General features: G+C 75.0%; 14 protein-coding genes. 6 read left to right on the top strand and 8 right to left on the bottom strand.

Features of this window, described 5'->3' with window-relative positions:
• Positions 1-10 precede the first annotated feature (10 nt).
• Positions 11-856 (bottom strand): SDR family NAD(P)-dependent oxidoreductase, encoded by an 846-nt coding sequence (locus tag IE172_RS09470; protein WP_190096677.1) that lies wholly within the window; start codon positions 854-856, stop codon positions 11-13.
• Between the two features lie 238 nt (positions 857-1,094).
• Between IE172_RS09470 and IE172_RS09465 the strand changes: the two genes are divergently transcribed.
• The gene (locus IE172_RS09465; RefSeq protein WP_190096951.1) at positions 1,095-2,159 is read left to right on the top strand and encodes an MGDG synthase family glycosyltransferase; all 1,065 of its coding nucleotides are present in this window, start codon (positions 1,095-1,097) and stop codon (positions 2,157-2,159) included.
• Positions 2,160-2,205: 46 nt separating this feature from the next.
• Here the strand turns inward: IE172_RS09465 and IE172_RS09460 are convergent, their stop codons facing one another.
• The 4 genes from IE172_RS09460 to IE172_RS09445 all read right to left on the bottom strand — a co-directional run bounded on the left by IE172_RS09460 (position 2,206) and on the right by IE172_RS09445 (position 7,872).
• Complete coding sequence (locus IE172_RS09460) at positions 2,206-3,039, bottom strand: ribonuclease BN (RefSeq protein ID WP_190096676.1); 834 nt, start codon at positions 3,037-3,039, stop codon at positions 2,206-2,208.
• Positions 3,036-4,472 (bottom strand): sigma-70 family RNA polymerase sigma factor, encoded by a 1,437-nt coding sequence (locus tag IE172_RS09455; RefSeq protein ID WP_190096675.1) that lies wholly within the window; start codon positions 4,470-4,472, stop codon positions 3,036-3,038. Before IE172_RS09455 ends, IE172_RS09460 begins: the two co-directional genes overlap by 4 nt.
• A 254-nt stretch (positions 4,473-4,726) precedes the next feature.
• The gene (locus IE172_RS09450; protein ID WP_190096674.1) at positions 4,727-6,784 is read right to left on the bottom strand and encodes a SpoIIE family protein phosphatase; all 2,058 of its coding nucleotides are present in this window, start codon (positions 6,782-6,784) and stop codon (positions 4,727-4,729) included.
• A gap of 212 nt (positions 6,785-6,996) precedes the next feature.
• Positions 6,997-7,872: an MBL fold metallo-hydrolase gene (locus tag IE172_RS09445; RefSeq protein WP_190096673.1), complete on the bottom strand. Its 876-nt coding sequence runs from the start codon at positions 7,870-7,872 to the stop codon at positions 6,997-6,999.
• Between the two features lie 261 nt (positions 7,873-8,133).
• Between IE172_RS09445 and IE172_RS09440 the strand changes: the two genes are divergently transcribed.
• A complete protein-coding gene (locus tag IE172_RS09440; protein ID WP_190096672.1) occupies positions 8,134-9,366 on the top strand; it encodes a transcriptional regulator in 1,233 nt (410 codons plus the stop codon).
• A gap of 128 nt (positions 9,367-9,494) precedes the next feature.
• Positions 9,495-11,012, top strand: a complete 1,518-nt coding sequence (gene adh / locus IE172_RS09435) for an aldehyde dehydrogenase (RefSeq protein WP_190096950.1) — start codon at positions 9,495-9,497, stop codon at positions 11,010-11,012.
• Between the two features lie 280 nt (positions 11,013-11,292).
• Here the strand turns inward: adh and IE172_RS09430 are convergent, their stop codons facing one another.
• On the bottom strand, positions 11,293-12,054 hold the full coding sequence (locus IE172_RS09430) for an SDR family NAD(P)-dependent oxidoreductase (protein WP_190096671.1): 762 nt from the start codon (positions 12,052-12,054) through the stop codon (positions 11,293-11,295).
• A 141-nt stretch (positions 12,055-12,195) separates the two neighbouring features.
• Here IE172_RS09430 and IE172_RS09425 point away from each other — a divergent pair, with 141 nt between their 5' ends.
• On the top strand, positions 12,196-12,819 hold the full coding sequence (locus IE172_RS09425; protein WP_190096670.1) for a TetR/AcrR family transcriptional regulator: 624 nt from the start codon (positions 12,196-12,198) through the stop codon (positions 12,817-12,819).
• A gap of 39 nt (positions 12,820-12,858) precedes the next feature.
• The gene (locus IE172_RS09420; RefSeq protein ID WP_190096669.1) at positions 12,859-13,458 is read left to right on the top strand and encodes a TetR/AcrR family transcriptional regulator; all 600 of its coding nucleotides are present in this window, start codon (positions 12,859-12,861) and stop codon (positions 13,456-13,458) included.
• A gap of 12 nt (positions 13,459-13,470) precedes the next feature.
• On the opposite strand, the gene IE172_RS09415 is transcribed toward IE172_RS09420, so the two are convergent.
• Complete coding sequence (locus IE172_RS09415) at positions 13,471-14,490, bottom strand: SMP-30/gluconolactonase/LRE family protein (protein ID WP_190096668.1); 1,020 nt, start codon at positions 14,488-14,490, stop codon at positions 13,471-13,473.
• Between the two features lie 170 nt (positions 14,491-14,660).
• On the opposite strand from IE172_RS09415, the gene IE172_RS09410 reads away from it, so the two are divergent.
• Positions 14,661-16,493: a flavin-containing monooxygenase gene (locus IE172_RS09410; protein ID WP_190096667.1), complete on the top strand. Its 1,833-nt coding sequence runs from the start codon at positions 14,661-14,663 to the stop codon at positions 16,491-16,493.
• A gap of 43 nt (positions 16,494-16,536) precedes the next feature.
• Here IE172_RS09410 and IE172_RS09405 read toward each other — a convergent pair whose 3' ends face one another.
• Positions 16,537-18,168, bottom strand: coding sequence for an alpha/beta hydrolase (locus IE172_RS09405; RefSeq protein WP_190096666.1), 1,632 nt, complete (start codon positions 18,166-18,168; stop codon positions 16,537-16,539).
• Positions 18,169-18,259: the final 91 nt, after the last annotated feature.

Genomic DNA, 18,259 nt, shown 5'->3' with positions numbered 1-18,259 from the left:
GCCCCGCCGTTCAGCCGAACACGGCGGCGAGCCGCCGGTACAGACCCGGTGCCGCGCCCCGTACCCGGGCGGGCAGACCCAGCCAGCCCGGGACGTAGACCTCGTCCCGGCCGCGGACGACGGCGCTCCATACCGCGTCGGCCACCCGCTCCGGCGGGACGGGCCTCGGCCACGCACGCCGGTAGGGGACGCCCCGCCGGTCGAAGAACGGCGTGTCCACCACCCCCGGCACCACGAGGCTGACCCCGACGCCGCTCCCGCGCAGCTCGTAGCGCAGCGCGTCCGCGAAGGCGCCCAGTCCCGCCTTGGCCGCCGAGTACACGGCCTCCCCCCGCACGGCCACCGTCCCCGCCAGGGACCCGATCAGCACCACGCGCCCGGACCCGGCCGCCACCATGTGCGGCACCACCTGACGGACGAGCCGCAACGTCGCCAGGAGATCGACCCCGACGACCTCCTCCAGGGCCCGCGGGGGCATCGTGGTGAAGTCCCCGGCCCAGCCGACGCCGGCCCCGGCCACCAGCAGGTCCAGACGGCCGGTGCGGTCGAGGGCGAAGCGGGTCAGCCGCCGCTCGGCCCCGGGCCGGGCCAGATCCGCCGGGAAGACGTCCGCGGGGGCGTGCTCCGCGACCCGGCACAGACGCCCGGCGTCCCTCCCGTTCAGGATCAGACGCCACCCCCCGGCGGACAACCGCCGGGCCACGGCGGCACCGATGCCCGAGGAGGCGCCGGTCACCAGTGCGGCACGGGGACGCCCGCTGCCGTCGGCCGGGGCCCGCGGCACGGTGCCGGCCGGCACGGCGGACGTCCACGGCGACGACACGTCGGCGGCGCCGGCACGGGAAGCGTGAGACATGGGCTGCACCTCGGCTGCGGGGGTGAACGCCCGGGGGCCGCGTCGGCGGCCGCTCCCGGCGTTCGGCGGGGGAGGGACGCACGGGAGTATCCCGGGACCGGCCGGCCGAAACGCGGCCCGGCGTGTTTCACCGGCCCGGCGCGGGGAGACCCGCCATCCCGTGCACTCACCGTCCTCGGTGCCCCGCCGGTACGCGCCGGCGGGCGGCAGACTGCGGCTGCTGATCGTCACCGCGAGCATGGGTGCCGGCCACGACACGGTGGCCGGCGAGCTGGCCCGCCGTGCCAGGGAGCAGGGCCACGACGCACAGACCGTGGACCTCCTGCGGCTGCTCCCGCACGGCCTGGGCACCGGCCTGCGTCTCTGCTACCAGGCGTCGGTACGGCACTTCCCGTGGGCCTACGCGGGCCTCTACCGCGCACTGCTGCGCCCCGGCCCCCGTCGCCGCCCCAGCGGTCTGCCCCTCGCGCGGCTGGCGGGCCGCCGCCTGACGGGGCTCGCGGAGCGCTCGGGCGCCGACGTGGTGGTCCCGGTCTTCCACCTGGCCGCCCAGCTGACCGGTCACCTCAGGGACCAGGGACGGCTGCGGTCGCCGAGCGCCGTCTTCCTGACCGACTTCGCCGTCCACCGGCAATGGCTCCACCCCGGCAACGACCTGTACCTCTGCCTCACCGACGACGCCGCGCGGGACGTGCGCCGCAGCATCCCGGTGCCCGTCGAGCCGACCGGACCGGTGGTGGCGCCCGCGTTCCTCGCGCCGGCCGGCGGAGCCGCCCGGTGGCGGCGGCACTTCGAGGAGCACGCCCCCGGGCGCCCGCCCGTCGTGCTGTCCGCCGGAGCCTGGGGCGCGGCCAGCGAACTGGACGCCACCGCCCGGCTGCTCGCCGGAGCCGGTTTCCTCCCGGTCGTGCTGTGCGGCCGCAACGACCGTCTGCGGGCCCGCCTGGCCGGGCTGCCGGACGCGCTTGTACCGGACTGGGTCACCGACATGCCCGGGCTGCTGCGGGCGGCCCGAGTCCTGGTCGACAACGCGGCGGGACAGACCGCCGTCCAGGCACTGGCCTGCGGGACGCCCGTGGTGGGCTACCGCCCGTTGCCCGGTCACGGCGCGGAGGGCGTACGCCGGATGGCGGCGCTCGGCGTCTCGGAGACCGCCGCGGACGGCGCCGCGTTGCTGCGCGCCCTGCGGAGGCTGTCGGCCGACGGCGCCCTCCGGGAGGGCCGGATCGCCCGGGGGCGGGAACTCTTCCACGGGGACGCGCTGGACCCGGTGACCGCGCTCGCCGGCACGCCCGCCGCGTGACCCTGCGGGGAACGGCCGGGACGGGAGCGGGACCGGGGCGCGCCCGTCAGCCGCCCCGGCCCGGCGGTTCCGTCCCGGTCCGCGGGGGGAGATCCGCGGTGAACCGGTGCCCGTGGTGGTCGAAGAGCCAGCGGCCGAACATGGCGCCGCCGAAGATGACGAACCCCACGCCGATGAGCCAGGACTCGACGACGAGGACGACGCCGACCGTGCCGTAGCTGATCGCGTTCTCGACGATCAGCGGGGTGAAGACGAAGTAGGAGAAGGCCCGCAGGCCGATCAGGCCCGTCATGGTGGCGAGCGCACCCGGCAGCAGGTGCCGCCAGCGGACCTGTCCGCCCAGCAGGAAACGCTGCCCCCACCAGAAGAACACCACCCCGGTCGCCAGCGAGAGGGTGATCCGCTCGGGCCCGTACAGGGCGTCGCGGGTCAGTACCTCCTGGTACAGGTAGGCGGTGAGCACGCACAGCCAGACCGCCTGGCGCCAGATCCGGTGCCAGGGGCCGGGCGGCACGCTCCAGGTCCGTTCGTAGCCGGTCTGGACGCTCCCGCCGAACGGGATGCCGAACACGGCCAGCGCCACCACACCCCACACACTGGTGGTGCCGACCACCTCCCGCGGTGGGCTGATGATCTCCGCGAGGACGCGCGCGGACCGGCCGGACAGCCCCATGCCGTCGGCCAGCCAGGCGGCGAAGCCGCCCCGTCCGAGCGGATCGGCGGCGGCGATCACGATGAGCAGGGGCGCCAGCGTGACCAGCGCCAGCGTCGCGAACCCCATGGCCCTGTGCATCAGTTCGAGGTCACGGCCCCGCCGCACCAGGGTCTGGGCGCCCAGCCAGTGCCATGCGTGCCGGAGCGGGTGCAGGTGACGCCTCACGGTGCGCTCCTCCGTCGGCTCGCGTCCCCCCGTCCGTGCCGCCCGGGGCGGACAGGGGCGGGGAAGGTGTTCCTTCTCGTGCGCGTACGGGCGGGCGGCGGCCGCACCGTCCGGCGGGGGCACCGCGCCGGCACCGGCCCCGCACGTGGACGCCACCTCGAACCGGGCGCGAGGAGACCGCACGGGCCCGCCGAACGCCGCCCGGCGGGACGGCCCCCGCCTCGGCGTCCCGGCCCGCGCGGCGCACGGGCCGGGACGGATCCGCCACCGCTCCGGTGCCGGCGCGGCGACGACCCGGCCGTGGGGGCGAGCGGTGCAGCGGCACGGGAAGCGGCGCGGATGGGGCCGCCGGCGCCCGTCCGGCGCGGCCCGTCCGCCCTGGCGCGGGGGCCGTGCGGGATGCCGGGCGGCTGCCGTCGGGCCGGGCTGCGCGGGTCACCGCGCGGGTGCCGGCGGGGTGACTCTCCGGCGGGGACCGGGGCGGCGGCGGTGAGCGGCGGGGCGGCACGGGGCGCGGGGCGTGCCGGGCCACCGGCGCCCGCGGGGCGGGACGCGCCCGCCGTGGTGCGCGGGGCGCGCGGCGCGGGTGCCGGCTGCCGGGACTGCGCACGGCCGGGCGCGCTCGGCTCGCCCGCCTCCAGACCCTCACGGAGCCGGTCGAAGCAGCGCCGCAGGATGCGCGACACCTGCATCTGCGACACCCCCACGGCACGCGCGATCTGCGGCTGGCTGCACTCCCGGTAGAACCGCAGGTACAGCACGCGGCGGTCGCGCTCCGGCAGTTGCCTCACCAGGGCGGCCAGGGACACCGAGTCGACGACCCGGCCGAGCGCGGGGTCCTCGGCGCCGGCCGCACGGGCCGGCGGCGTCGTCCGGTCGTGCCCGGCCGGCTCGTCGAGGGAACGCGCCCGGCACTCGTGCACGGCCCGCAGCGCGGACCGCACCCGGTCCCGGTCCAGCCCGGTGTGCTCGGCGATCTGCTCCACGGTGGGGGAGCGGCCGCCGAGCCGCTGCTCCAGCTCCTCGACGGCCTGGATGACGCGGCCGCTCGCCTCCCAGAGGGGCCGCGGCAACCGGACGACCGCCGTGCGGTCGCGCAGATGCCGGCGCAGCTCACCGGTGACCGTGGGAAGCGCGTACGACAGGAAGGCATGGCCCCGCGCGGGGTCGTAGCCGTCTACGGCCTTGATCAGTCCCAGGGCGGCGACCTGCGCAAGATCGTCGAACTCCTCGCCGTGGCGCTGGAAACGGCGGGTGATGCGCCGCGCCACGGGAAGCAGCAGACGGATCAGGTGGTCCCGCAGGGCCGTCCGGCGCGGTCCCGCGGGCTGCTCCGCGAACTCGCGCAGCAACGCGTCGAGCTGCTCCGGGGACGGCTCGGGCACGGGTGCCCCGCGCATCCGGCCGGTGTCGGCTGCTGGTGCGGTGGACATGGGCCTCTGGGAGGGTCGGGCCTGCTGGGGGGCGGGCACGGGCGGCCACCCGTCGCCGGGGAGCCGTGCTGCCGATGCCCGCGTCGGTTTCGGCTTCACCCTTCGGGCCCGCCCCGAAACACCGCCTGCGCCGCGTGCGGGAACACTCTCCGTCCGGCGGGTGACGTCCCGCCCCGGCCGGTTGCGGCCCCCGGCGGACGCCTCTGCGCCCTCGCGTCGCCCGTCCGCGCCGGAACGGATCCCGGGGAGGCGTGTCATCCGTCGAGGCTGATGAGGAGCAGGGCGATGTCGTCCCCCGGGCTGGGCGCGTGGCGGATGAGCAGGTCGGCCATGGCGTCGAGGTCGGTGGGGTCCGCGCGTTCGAGCAGACCGGCGAGGGCGGCGGTGGCGTCGTCGATGTCCACCCCGGGGGCTTCGACGAGCCCGTCGGTGTAGAGGACCAGGACACCGCCGGGGGGCAGGAACACGTCCAGGGTCGGATAGGTGGAGTCCGGCTCGATCCCGAGCAGGAGCCCCGGGGGAACCCGCAGGAGCTCGGTGTGCCCGTCGGGACGGCGCAGCAGCGGCGGCGGATGGCCGGCCGTGGCCATGCACCCGCGCCGGGTGGCGAGGTCGAGGTGGACGTAGACACAGCTGGTGAACAGGCCCGGCTCCAGGTCGTTGAGCAGGCGGTTGGTACCGGCCAGGACCTGGTCCGGGGAGGAGCCCGCGGTGGCGTGGGCGTGGACGGCGGTGCGGACCTGCCCCATGAGGGCGGCCGCGTCCACGTTGTGGCCCTGCACGTCGCCGATGGTGGCGCCGGCGCTGTGGTCGTCGAGGCGGATCAGGTCGTAGAAGTCACCCCCGATCCCCAGACCCCGGGCCGCCGGGAGGTAGCGTGCCGCGACCTTCATGCCGTTGACGGTGGGCAGCGTGCGCGGCAGCAGGGCGGACTGCAGGCGGTGCGCGAGGTTGTGCTTGGCGTCGTAGAGGCGGGCGCGGTCCAGGGCCTGCCCCACCAGGCCCGCGATCGAGGTGAGCACGGCGCGTTCACCGGGCGGAAAGGGGTGGGGCCGGCCGTAGGACAGGAGCAGCGAGCCTCTGGGGCGGCCGGAGGCGATCAGCGGCAGGACGGCCCAGGCGGCCATGCCGTCGTCGTGCGGCACGGCCGGGAACTCCCGCCGGAGGTCGGCGAACGTGGGGTAGAAGCCCGGCACCCCGGTGGTCTGCACCTTGACGGCGGGAATGTCCGAACTCAGGCGGACGGTGTCGAAGCGGTCGATGAGTTCGGCGCTGTAGCCCCGGTGGCCGAGGATCTGCAACCGGCCGTCCTCGGTGGTCATCAGTACCAGGCCCTGCGCGCCGAGAGCGGGCAGGAGCCGGTCGGCGGTCTGGTCGACCACGTCCTGCACACCCGCGGCCTCGGTCAGGGTGGCGGCCAGTTGCATCAGGTGGTACAGCATGGTGGCGCGGCTCGGCCCGGCGGCGGACGGCGACGCGGGGGTGTGCCCGGGCGGTTCGGCGCCGGTGATGCGGACGCTGATCCCGGAGGCGTCCGGGTACAGCTCGAACGCGAGCCACGTGCCCGGCGGGCGCAGGACGGTGAAGTCCTGCGGCCGACGGCTGACCATCGCGGCCCGGTAGCGGTCCTCGACCTCGGGGACGTCCATCCACGGCAGCGCTTCCCACGGCAGCGCGCCCAGCAGGTCGTCCCGGCCGGCGCCGAGGAGGTCGGCGGCGGCGGGGGTGAGGAAGGTGATGCGGCCGTGCATGTCCAGCGCGCAGGACCCTCCGGGAAGCCGGTCGACGAAGGCCGTGGCCGCGGCCGCCTCGTCGGGTGGAGCGGTGCGGCCGCTCGGGAGGGACACGGCCCGCGGCCGGCCTCGGGGCCGCGGCGGATCGCCCCGGTCCGTGGACTGCTGGAGCAGGTCCCCCAGACGGTGACAGCCCGACTCGACCGCCTCCCGCTCGCCCCGGCCGAGCCGTGCCGGACGGTCCCCGGACCACAGCAGCACCAGTCCGCCCAGGACACCGGAGGGCGCGGTGAGCGGAGCGGCGGCCAGCGCGAAGTCGTACGGCAGGACGAGGGCCGGACGCGGATAGCGGCGCGCCATCTCCTCCTGGCCGCCGACCCACACCAGGTGCCGCTCGCGCACCGCGTCCGCCACCGGGATGGGGTCGGTCAGCGCGACGCGCCGCCACGGCAGGGCGAACTCCTGCGGCAGCCCCGCCACCGTGACCAGCCACAACGCGTCGTCGCCCGGCGGCAGCACGTACAGCAGCGCGCAGAACGCGCCGCTCTCCCGCACCACGGCGGCCAGCGCGGCGTCCATCAGGCCCCCGTCCGCGGGTGCGGGGGCATCAGGTACCCACGGGCCGCGTCGTGGGCCGGCCGTCGAGAACCATGCGCCGCCGTCCCCTTCCGGACTGCGCAACACCCATCACACCGGACACCACGCATAATGCGGACACTACGCCCAAGGTGCCGCCCTGGCATCCAGACGGCGGCGGGGCGGCGGCCCCGAGGCGGCGCCCCGCCGCCCCGTTACCGGGGCGGCCCGGAGACCGTGCTGCCGGAGGTTCCGGAGGTCTCGGCGGTGTCGGCGCCCACCGTCACCCGCTCACCCCGGCCGCACCGCAGGATCCGCGCGCCGTGCCCGCGGCGGCCCGCCTCGGTCAGGAAGTCCGTGAGCGGGGAGCGGAACACCGTGTAGTCGTCGTAGTGGACGGGCAGCACGTGGCGCGGACGGATCACATCCAGCAGCGCGGCGCCCTGCCCGGCGTCCATGGTGACCACCATGCCGCCGGGCAGTGTGGTCCCGCCCAGGTGCAGGACCGCCAGGTGGATGTCCGGGAAGCGGCGGGCGATCTCCCGCAGACCGTCGTACATCAGGGTGTCACCGGTGAGGTAGAGGACCAGGCGGACCGTGCCGGATCGGTCACCGAACTCCAGCAGGCTCCCCATCACCGGAGGCAGCAGGAGGCGGGCGGGGCCGGGGGCGTGCCGTCCGGGCAGCGACGTGACCCGGAGCAGGGAATCGCCGCGCACCAGGGTGTGGCTCTGCCACGTGCGCAGACCCACCGCACGGTGGAAGCCGTGCAGTCCCTGCAGCACGCGGGAGGCGTGCGGGGTCGTGACGAAGGGCAGGCCCCGGTCCAGTCCGCGCCGGGCCACCCGGTCGAAGTGGTCGCCGTGCAGATGCGACAGCACCACCGCGTCCAGGTCCTCGTGGGGGAGGCCGGCGACGTCGAGGGCCGGCTCGGACAGCCGGCGCGAGACCAGCCCGTAGCCGAGGTGGGCGAGCTGCCCCCGGTGCAGGAAGTTCGGGTCCGTCAGGAGCGTCAGGTCCCCATAACGGATCAGCAGGGTGGCGTTGCCGATGAAGAGGATCTCGGCGCTCCCCTCGGGCGGTGCGTGCATGGCCGGCTCCCTCCGTCGCGGGCCGTACGGCTGACGGCTTTCCCCCCGTACCCTCGTGCGCCCTCCCGGGCCGGCACGGGTACCCGGCCCGCCCGCCGCCTCACGCCCGTGCGTCCGGGTGCCGGCGGGCCCGTCGCGCCCTTGCTTTTGCCGCCGGGGAGGCGGATAACACAGACATCGGCCCGAGGGGCGCGCCGGGCGCGCCGGTGCGTCTCTCGCGGGCGGTGTCCGGTTGTTCCCCTTCGGCGGCAGGAAGGGCACATGGCACAGCGGAGCGAGCTGCGGCAGCGGAAGGCCAGGCTGGAGAGCGCGTGGTCGCGCTGGGTGCCGCAGATGAGGGACGCCGGAGCCAGGCCGTCCGGCGCCGGGGCACCCCGGCCGGACGTGACGGAGTCCTGGCTGCGCTCGCTCGGCAGCGTCGACCCGGCGCTGGACAGCGCCCCCGTCACCGACGGGGGAGCGGCGCACCGCCGCTGGCTCGGCTCGCCGTTGCGCCGGCCGGTCGACGGCCTCGCCGAAGAGCTCCGTGCCATCGCCGAGGACGCGGGGTTCGTCACCGCGGTCACCGACCGGACCGGCACCATCCTGTGGACCTGCGGCGGGCCCACCATGCGCCGGCGGGCCGAACGGGTCAACTTCGCGCCCGGCGGCCGCTGGGACGAGGGCGCCATGGGGACCAACGCCCTGTCCCTCGCCCTGCGCACCGGCCGTCCCAGCTCCGTCTTCTCGGCCGAGCACCTGGTCACCGCCCTGCACGGCTGGGTGTGTTACTGCGCTCCCGTGCACGGCCCGGACGGACGCGTCCTCGGCGTGCTGGACATGTCCACCACCTGGGACCGCGCGAACCCCCTGGCCATGTCCACCGTGCGTTCCCTGGCGGCAGCCATCGAGTCCCGGCTCCGTGCCGAGCCGCCCCGCCGGGAGGACACGACCCCGGTACGGCTCACCTGCCTCGGCACCGGGCGGGCCTCCCGCGGCGGCGCCCCCCTGCCGCTGCGGCCCCGGCAACTGGAGATCCTCACCCTGCTCGCGCTGGAACGGGAGGGCTTCACGCCCGGCCGGCTGCGCGAAGCCCTGTACGGCGAACGGACCGTCACCGCCTCGACGTTCAAGGCGGAGATCTCCCATCTCCGCCGCGCCCTCGACGGCGGTGTCGCCACCCGCCGCTACGCGCTGACCGCACCCGTGTCCTGCGACGCGCGCGAGGTGCTGCGCGCGCTGGAGCGGGGGGACGCGGAGACCGCTCTCGGCCTCTACGGCGGTCCGCTGCTGCCCGGGTCGCAGGCCCCCGGCATCGAGGAATGGCGCACCCACCTGGAAGTGGCGGTGCGCGAGGCCGTGTTGGCGAGTCGCCGCCCGGAACACGCGCTGCGCTACGGCGAACGGGCCCCGTACGACGCGGAGGTGCACGAGCACGCGCTGCGGCTGCTCGACCCGGGCGACACGCGCCGCGCCCTGGCGGCGGGCCGTCTCACCACGGCCCTGCGGTACTGACCGCGCCAACCTCGCGCCAACCTCCGGGCCGCACAGTGCGGTTCGTCACGACGCAGCGGCCGGACCGCCGAACGAGCGGACGGCGGGCCGTCGGGCCACCGCACCGCCATCGACCGAGGAGAGCCGCCATAGTGTACGCGCAACCGGGAACGGACGGCAGCATCGTCGACTTCGCCCCCAGGTACGACAACTTCATCGGAGGTGACTGGGCCGCCCCCGTGGAGGGCCGGTACTTCGACAACCCGACACCGGTGACCGGCAGGACGTTCTGCGAGGTCGCCCGCTCCTCCGCCGCCGACGTGGAACTCGCCCTGGACGCCGCCCACGCCGCGGCGCCCCGGTGGGGCGCCACCTCCGTCGCCGAGCGGTCGTGCCTCCTCAACCGGATCGCCGACCGGCTGGAGGAGAACCTCGAGAAGATCGCCGTCGCGGAGACCTGGGAGAACGGCAAACCCGTACGCGAGACACTCGCCGCCGACATCCCGCTGGCGATCGACCACTTCCGCTACTTCGCCGGAGTGGTCCGCGCCCAGGAGGGCGGTATCGCCGAGATCGACGCCGACACCGTCGCCTACCACTTCCACGAACCACTGGGCGTGGTCGGCCAGATCATCCCGTGGAACTTCCCCGTCCTGATGGCCGCCTGGAAGCTGGCACCCGCGCTGGCCGCCGGCAACTGCGTGGTCCTCAAACCGGCCGAACAGACCCCGGTCAGCATCCTGTACGTGATCGAGCCGATCGCCGACCTGCTCCCGCCGGGCGTCCTCAACGTCGTCAACGGCTTCGGCGTGGAGGCGGGCAAGCCGCTCGCGTCCAGCCCTCGCGTCGCCAAGGTCGCCTTCACCGGCGAGACCGCCACCGGACGCCTGATCATGCGGTACGCCGGCGAGAACATCGTCCCGGTCACGCTGGAACTGGGCGGCAAGAGCCCGAACATCTTCCTGCCCGACGTCACGGCCGCCGACGACGACTTCCTGGACAAGGCCGTCGAGGGCTTCGTGATGTTCGCGCTGAACCAGGGCGAGGTGTGCACCTGCCCGTCCCGGGCGCTCATCCACGCCGCCGTCTACGACGAGTTCATGGCACGCTGCGTCGAGCGCACCAAGGCCGTCGTCAGCGGTGATCCCCTCGACCCGGAGACGATGATCGGCGCCCAGGCGAGCAACGACCAGTACGAGAAGGTCCTCTCCTACATCGACATCGGCCGGCAGGAGGGCGCCGAGGTCCTCACCGGCGGCACCCCGCGGGCCGTGCCCGGTCTGGAGGGCGGCTACTACGTCGAGCCGACGATCTTCCGCGGCACCAACGACATGCGGATCTTCCAGGAGGAGATCTTCGGCCCGGTCGTCTCGGTCACCACCTTCGACTCGGTCGACGAGGCCCTGAGCATCGCCAACGACACCCCGTACGGCCTGGGAGCCGGCGTGTGGACCCGGGACGGCAACACCGCCTACCGCCTGGGCCGCGGGATCAAGGCCGGCCGGGTGTGGACCAACTGCTACCACGCGTACCCGGCGCACGCCGCGTTCGGCGGCTACAAGCAGTCCGGTATCGGCCGCGAGAACCACAGGATGATGCTCGACCACTACCAGCAGACGAAGAACCTCCTGGTGTCGTACGCGCCGAGGAAGCTGGGCTTCTTCTAGGCACGTCGCTGCCTCTGGAGGGTGGACCTCGGCACCATGACCGTCGGTGGGTCCACGCGCGGCAGGGCGGGCGACGGGTGTCCGAAGGGGGACAGGCGGCTCCGGCGGAGCTGTGGCGGCGACGCCGGCCCGAGTGCCCTCCCATCGGGTCGGGGCGGCCCGCGGCCGCGGGCGCCCGGTGACCGCGCGTCACCCGGCGGGGAGTGGCGCGCGTAGGCGACGGCCGCCGTGCGGTCGGGGAACCGGGGAGGGGGCGCCGGCCGGGTGGACCGGCGCGGCGTCAGACCGCCGCCCAGCCGTCGTCCACCGGCAGCACCACACCGTTGATGCCGCTCGCGGCGTCGGACGCGAGGAACAGGATGGCCGCGGCCTGTTCCTCGGGCCGGGCCAGCCGGCCCATGTTGACGAAGTGGGGGCCGAGCGCCGCCGGGCCGTGCCCCGCCGGGTCGGCGGCGACACCGATGCCGGTGGCGGTGCCGCCCGGGGCGATGGCGTTGGCCCGGATGCCCCGCCCCCGGTACATCACCGCGAGGTTCCTGGTCAGTCCCACCACGCCGTGCTTGGAGGCGGTGTAGGCGGCGCCCGCCGCGCTGCCCCGCAGACCCGCCTCGGAGGCGGTGTTGACGATGACGCCCCGGCCGGCCGCCAGCATGTGCGGCAGCACGGCGCGGGTGAGCAGGAACGGCGCGGTCAGATTGACGCGCAGGACACGGTCCCACTCGGCGTCGGTCACGTCGGCCGCCGCCGTCATCGCGTCCATGATCCCGGCGTTGTTCACCAGGACGTCCACACCGCCGAAGCGCTCGACGGCGGTCCGTGTCACCTCGTCCACCACCGGCTGCTCGCCGAGATCGCCGGTGACCGCGACCGCGGTGCCGCCGGCCTTCTCGATCTCCTCGACCGCCGCCGCGGCGCCCTGCGCGTTCAGGTCCGCGACCAGGACCCGGGCGCCCTCGGCGGCGAAGGCCAGCGCGGCGGCGCGGCCTATCCCCGAGCCCGCCCCCGTGACGACGACGGCGCGTCCCTCGAATGCGTCGGCCATGACGGTCTCCTGTTCATCGGACAGGCCCGGCCGTTCCGGGCGTCGCCCCCACCGTACGACTTACTGTCGCTGAGTGACACAAAGTCGTCGTGGAAGATTCCGGAGAGCTCCATCACACGAACCGACGGACCGGAGGGACCGATGAGCGCACGCCGTGGCCGGACGGGGCGGCCGCCCCAGACCGAGGCGCGCCGGACCGAGATCCGGCGGGAGATCGCCCGGGCCGCGGTGGACCTCTTCGTCACCCGGGGCGTCGCGCGGACGACCGGCGAGCAGATCGGGGAGGCCGTCGGCCTCTCGGCGCGCACGGTGTGGCGCTACTTCCCGAGCAAGGAGAGCTGCGTGACGCCGCTGTTCTCGGAGGGCATCGACACGGTCACCGCCTTCCTGCGGGAATGGCCGTCAGGGGAGCCCCTGGAGCGGGCCGCGGCCCGCTGGCTGGCGGCGGCCCCGGCCGTCGCCGGGGGACCCGACCGGGCCACCGTCGGCGCCCTGGTGCGGCTCACCCGCACCGAACCCGCGCTGCGCGCCGTGTGGTTGCAGACCTACGACGAGGCCGAGCCGGCGTTCGCCCGCGCCCTGGCCGAGCGCGCCGGACTGCCGCCCGACGACCTGCGCGTGACGATCCGTGCGGCGATGTTCAACGCGGCCCTGCGCGCCGCCGTGGAACACCACGCCTGGCACGACGAACCCTCCGCCGCCGGGGCCGGGCTGGAGGCGACCCTGAGCCGGGCCCTCGCCGTCGCCGCGGAAGGGCTGGGATAGGGCCGCGGTCCGCTGGGCCGCCCCCGATACCCTGGCCGGATGACCCAGCACCTCACGCCGGTCGGGCGGAGGCCCGCCAACCGGGGGCCGAAGGCCGCGGCCGGCAACCGGGCGGCCCTGGTCGACGCCGCCCGCGAGATCTTCACGGCGGACGGACTGGACGCTCCGCTGTCCCGGATAGCCCGCCGGGCCGGGGTCGGCCAGGGCGTGCTCTACCGTCACTTCCCCGACCGGCACGCCATCGCCGCCGCCGTCCTGGAGGAGAACGTGCGCCAGATCGAGCAGGCGGCCGCCGCGCGGGGAGCCCGACTCGACACCGTGCTGGGGGTGCTGACCTGGCACCTGACGCAGTCGGCCGCGTTCATCGGCCTGCTGCACGCCGACGGGGCGAACGGCGGGCCGTCCGTCGCGGCCTTCGCCCGGGACCTGTCCGAGCGGGTGGAGCGCGCCCTGCGCGGGTGCCTGCGCGACGGCCACCGCCTGGGCGCGCCCGAACGGCCCGACGACCTCATGCTCGCCGTCGCGATGGTCTCCGGGGCCGTCACCGGCCCGACCCGCGAGGAGCGCGCCCGGCGGGCCCTGGCGGCCTGGCGGCTCCTCGGCGTCACGGTCGGACCGGTGCGGCCCTTCGAAGGCTGAGGGCCCGCGGCGTCAGCCGCCGTTGGACTGCCGGATGCCCTCCGCGAACGCCTCGAACGCGTACAGGTACCCGCCCGCCGGTCCGCTGACGGTCATGTACGCCTTGGTCCCGCCGGGCGTGATCGCCACGTTGGTCGCCGACTCCAGCCCTCCGGCGCGGGCGGGCACCTCCACCGTCGCGAGGCGTTCGCCGTACCGGTCGTACACGGCCATCGCGGGCCGTCCGTGCAGACCCTGGTACAGGTTGCCGTCCGCGTCCACGGCGATCGAGTCGGTCTGGGCGACGCCCCCGTCGACACGGACGGCGGTGTGCCGGCCGGCGGCCCCGGGACGCCCGTCGACGGGGAGGTAGGAGATCCGGTTCTCCGTCAGCTCGCTGATCCACAGGCCGCGGTAGCCGACGTCGAAGGAGATGCCGTTCGTCGCGGCGAGTCCGTCGGCGAGCACGGTGGCTGCCCCGCCGTCGCGGTCGACGCGCACCACGCGGCCGCGCGCCTCGCCCGTGGTCAGGCCGAGGGAGTCGCTGACGTACAGGTTGCCGTCCCGGTCGAAGGCGATGTCGTCCGGCTGCATCCGCGCGCCGCCGACCTCGCCGGTGAAGAAGGTGCGCCGGTCGCCGCCGCCGGGAGCGAGGGAGACGATCTCGCCGTTCGCGAAGTCGGACAGGTAGAGCCGTCCGTCGTACGGGCTGAACTGGGCCGACGTGTAGGCGCCCCGGTCGTCGGTGAACAGTGTCCGGGCCTTCTTCCCGCGGACGTCGACGCTCATCACCTTCGGCTTCCCGGGCGGAGCGGTGACGTCCACCACGATCAGCCGGCCGTCCGCGCCGAAGACCGGCCCCTCCAGCAGGGTCATGCCGGTCTCCTCGTGCACCGTGGTCAGCCGCATCAGCTGGTGCGCGGTGACGGTCCTGCCCGAGGGGCCGGGAGCGGCCCGGTCGCCGGGAGTGTGCGCCTCGGCGCCGCAGCCGCTCAGGGCCAGCGCGCCGAGGGCGGTGAGCGCGGCCAGGGACCGGTTCCGGAATCGTCGCATGGGGGTCACTCTTCCTGTCCGGAGATCGTCGTCGTCCCGCACTCTAACCGGACAACCCTGTCCGGTTGTTGCTACGGTTCCTCAAGACGGTTTGGTTTCACGGCAGTTCATGCTCTCCGGTGGCGAACCGGAGCCGGACGAGCAGACGGACAGAAGCGAGGTCCCCCCACATGACGCCCTCCCCCCAGGTGCCCGCCCCGGCTCCGTCCCCCGATGAACTCGCCGCGCTGCGCCGGCGCTACGCCCGGGAACGCGAGCGGCGCGTCCGGCCCGACGGGCCGCGCCAGTACGTCGGCGCCGACGCCGACTTCGGCTTCTACGCCGCCGACCCGTACGCCGGCGGACCCGCCGTCCGTGAACCGGTGCGCGACGGCGTCGACGTCGCCGTCGTCGGCGGCGGCTTCGGCGGCGTCCTCGCCGGGGCCCGGCTGCGCGCGCGGGGCGTGGAACGCATCCGCGTCATCGACAAGGGCGGCGACTTCGGGGGCACCTGGTACTGGAACCGGTACCCGGGCGTGCACTGCGACATCGAGTCCCACGTGTACCTGCCGATGCTCGACGAGACCGGCTACGTACCCGAGTGGAAGTACGCCCCGGGCGAGGAGATCCGGCAGCACGCGATGCGGATCGCGCGACGGCACGACCTCTACGCGGACGCCCTGTTCTCCACCACCGTCACCGAGCTGACCTGGGAGGAGAGTTCCCGCGGCTGGCGTGTGGAGACCGACCGCGGCGACAGCTTCCTGGCGCGGTACGTCATCACCGCCACCGGAACCATGACCGAGCCGAAACTGCCCGCGATACCCGGCATCGAAGACTTCGAGGGGCACACCTTCCACACCTCCCGGTGGGACTACGCCTACACCGGAGGGACCCCGCAGGGCGGCCTGACCGGGCTCGCGGACAAGCGCGTCGGCGTCGTCGGCACCGGTGCCACCGGTGTGCAGGTCATCCCGATGCTGGCCGAGGACGCCGGACACCTCTACGTCTTCCAGCGCACCCCCTCCACGGTGGACGTGCGCGCCAACCGCCGCACCACGGCCGCGGACGTCGGCGCGGACCGCGAGGGCTGGGCCCGCGCGCGCCGCGACAACTTCCTGCGCATCGTCTCCGGAGAGGAGTACGAGGAGGACCTGGTGGCCGACGGCTGGACGTCGTCGGCGGGCCTGCTGGAGAAACTGCTGCCGAGCTTCCGCCGCCCCGCCGACCGGGAGGCCTTCGAAGCCGCCTACGAGGCCGCCGACGCCGCCAAGATGAACGAGGTGCGGGCCCGCGTCGGGCGGACGGTCACCGACCCGCGGACGGCCGAGACGCTCACCCCCTGGTACCGGTACGCCTGCAAGCGCCCCACCTTCTCCGACACCTACTACCAGGCCTTCAACCGGACCGACGTCACCCTGGTCGACACCGCCGACACCCACGGCATCGAACGCGTCACCCGGAGAGGTGTCGTGGTGGCCGGCACCGAGTACGCACTCGACTGTCTGATCCTCGCCACCGGATTTTCCGTCGGCATCTCCGGCGTCAGCTCCGGCCGGCTCCCCGTCCACGGCCGGGACGGCGTCCCGTTGCTCCACGCCTGGGCGCGGCACGGCGTCCGCACCCTGCACGGCTTCACCTGCAACGGCTTCCCGAACCTGATCCACATGGGATCCCTGCAGAACGCCAGCAGCGTCAACTTCACCCACGTCCTGGACGAACAGGCCGTGCACGCCGCCGCCCTCGTCGCCGCCGCGGAGGCCGAGGGCGCCCTCGTCGAACCCTCCCGCGAGGCGGAGGACGCCTGGCTCGCCGCCATCGCCGAAGGCGCCCCCGACCACGAGTGGTTCCACGCCGAGTGCACCCCCGGCTACTACAACCGCGAAGGGGCCGGACGGCCGGGAGGCCCGACCGCGTACCCGCACGGCGCCGTCGCCTTCCACGAACTCCTGCGCCGCTGGCGCGAGGAGTCCCTCCACGAGGCGCTCTCCCGGCCGGCGGCGCGCGGGACGGCACGCGGCTGACGCGCCGGCCACCGCGCCCGGTCACGCGATGGCCGGCGCCGGTTCAGGAGAGGGCGCCGGCCGTTCCGCCGCCGCCCGTGGAGACACCGCCGCTGGGCCTCGGCGCGCCGAAGGGGGGCGTGTCCTGCTCGCACGTCGCGCCGGGCGGCGGGAGGGTGCCGTCGACGAGGTAGCGGCTCTCGTGGGCCCGCACGCAACTGCTGGGGTTGAGCAGCGCGGTGTGCCCGTGCCCGCGGAGGGTGAGCAGGCGGGCGTCGGCCAGTTCGGCCGCCATGGCCCGCGCACCCGAGAAGGGCGTGGAGGGGTCGTAGGTGGTTCCGACCACCAGGACGGGACGGGCCGTCGGCCTGTCCCACGGCCCGCGGTAACGGTGGTCGGCGACCGCGGGCCAGGTGGCGCAGCCCCCGGAGGACCAGACCCAGAAGCGTCCGACGTCGCCCGCGCGGGCGGCGCTCAGCTCCTCCAGGGGGTGATGGGCGGCCGGGTCCCGCGGATGGGGACTGTCACCGCAGAACACCGCGGTGGCCCGCTCCTCGCCCAGGTACGGGTCGGGTTCGGGGACCGCCGGCGGGGGCGGGAGCGGCGCGGGCGCCGGGGCCCGCCCCTGCCACAGGTCCTGCAGGGTGGCGGCGAGGCGTGTCCACCCGGGATGGACGACGTAGAAGCCGTTCACCGCGGCGGCGACCGTGCCGGCGTAGGTCCACCCGTGCACGGGCTGCTTCCGCAGCCGCACCATCAGCTCCTCGAACTTGGCCCTGGTCGCCTGCGGGCTGCCGGCCGAGAAGGCACAGCGGTCGGTGGTGGCCGCCCCGCACAGGGTGAGGAACTCCTCCAGGGTCTCCGCCGCGCCGCGGTCCGACCCCAGGCGCTGGAAGCTCGTCAGCCGCGGGTCCTCGTCCGAGGCGTCGTTCGTCCAGGCCCGCGGATCCCAGTTGCCGTCCAGGATCATGGCGCGGACCTTGTCGGGGAACAGGTTCGCGTAGGTGGCGCCCAGCATCGTGCCGTAGGAGATCCCCAGGTAGGTGAGCCGGTCCTCGCCGACCGCCGCGAGGAGCAGGTCGAGGTCGCGTGCCGTGTCGGCGGTCGACACATGGCGCAGCAGCTCGGGGTCACGCCGCTCGCAGCGCCGGCCCAGTTCCTCGTACGAGGCGGTGAACGCCGCGCGTTCCTTCTCGCCCACCGGGAAGCCCGCGGGGTGGCTCGCGTTCCAGTCGGCGGATTCCGCGGGGCTCGCGAAGCAGTTCACCGCGGTGCTGCTGCCGACCCCGCGGGGGTCCCAGCTCACGATGTCGAAGCGCTCCCGCACCTCTTGCGGGAAGGACGTGTAGTTCTGCGGCATCTGCACCGTACCCGGGCCGCCGGGTCCGCCCGGGTTGAAGAACAGGGTGCCGACGCGCCGCTCCGGGTCGGTCGCCTTCCGCCTGACGACGGCCAGTTCGATGGTGCGGCCGCCGGGATCGTCGTGGTCCAGCGGCGCCTTCGCCGTCGCGCAGTCGAACGCGCTGCCCGGCACGCACCGGCTCCAGTCGAGCCGCGGGACGGCCGGCGGAGACGGGGGAGCGCCGCCGGCCGCGGCGGGGTCCGGTCCGGTCAGCATGGCCGAGCCGGTCACCAGGACCGCGACGACCGCGGTACGCCGTCGGCGGCCCGCACGGGATCCGCGTATTCGGGGCATGGGTGCACTCCGTCCCTCTGCTTGCGTGGCTGGACGCCCGGGGGCCGGCGATGCCCTGCTCGCGGGCGAGGTCAGTGCCCACGACACAGCC

Source organism: Streptomyces griseoflavus (assembly GCF_014649995.1).
Taxonomy (GTDB): domain Bacteria; phylum Actinomycetota; class Actinomycetes; order Streptomycetales; family Streptomycetaceae; genus Streptomyces; species Streptomyces griseoflavus.
Note: the sequence above shows the minus strand (reverse complement) of the source record. Positions and strands in the feature narration are given on the sequence as shown.

Bases quoted from the DNA above. Each gene is read 5' to 3' on its own strand.
- IE172_RS09470 (WP_190096677.1), bottom strand. From the start codon at position 856: ATGTCTCACGCTTCCCGTGCCGGCGCCGCCGACGTGTCGTCGCCGTGG.
- IE172_RS09465 (WP_190096951.1), top strand. From the start codon at position 1,095: ATGGGTGCCGGCCACGACACGGTGGCCGGCGAGCTGGCCCGCCGTGCC.
- IE172_RS09455 (WP_190096675.1), bottom strand. From the start codon at position 4,472: ATGTCCACCGCACCAGCAGCCGACACCGGCCGGATGCGCGGGGCACCC.
- IE172_RS09450 (WP_190096674.1), bottom strand. From the start codon at position 6,784: ATGGACGCCGCGCTGGCCGCCGTGGTGCGGGAGAGCGGCGCGTTCTGC.
- IE172_RS09445 (WP_190096673.1), bottom strand. From the start codon at position 7,872: ATGCACGCACCGCCCGAGGGGAGCGCCGAGATCCTCTTCATCGGCAAC.
- IE172_RS09440 (WP_190096672.1), top strand. From the start codon at position 8,134: ATGGCACAGCGGAGCGAGCTGCGGCAGCGGAAGGCCAGGCTGGAGAGC.
- IE172_RS09430 (WP_190096671.1), bottom strand. From the start codon at position 12,054: ATGGCCGACGCATTCGAGGGACGCGCCGTCGTCGTCACGGGGGCGGGC.
- IE172_RS09425 (WP_190096670.1), top strand. From the start codon at position 12,196: ATGAGCGCACGCCGTGGCCGGACGGGGCGGCCGCCCCAGACCGAGGCG.
- IE172_RS09420 (WP_190096669.1), top strand. From the start codon at position 12,859: ATGACCCAGCACCTCACGCCGGTCGGGCGGAGGCCCGCCAACCGGGGG.
- IE172_RS09415 (WP_190096668.1), bottom strand. From the start codon at position 14,490: ATGCGACGATTCCGGAACCGGTCCCTGGCCGCGCTCACCGCCCTCGGC.
- IE172_RS09410 (WP_190096667.1), top strand. From the start codon at position 14,661: ATGACGCCCTCCCCCCAGGTGCCCGCCCCGGCTCCGTCCCCCGATGAA.
- IE172_RS09405 (WP_190096666.1), bottom strand. From the start codon at position 18,168: ATGCCCCGAATACGCGGATCCCGTGCGGGCCGCCGACGGCGTACCGCG.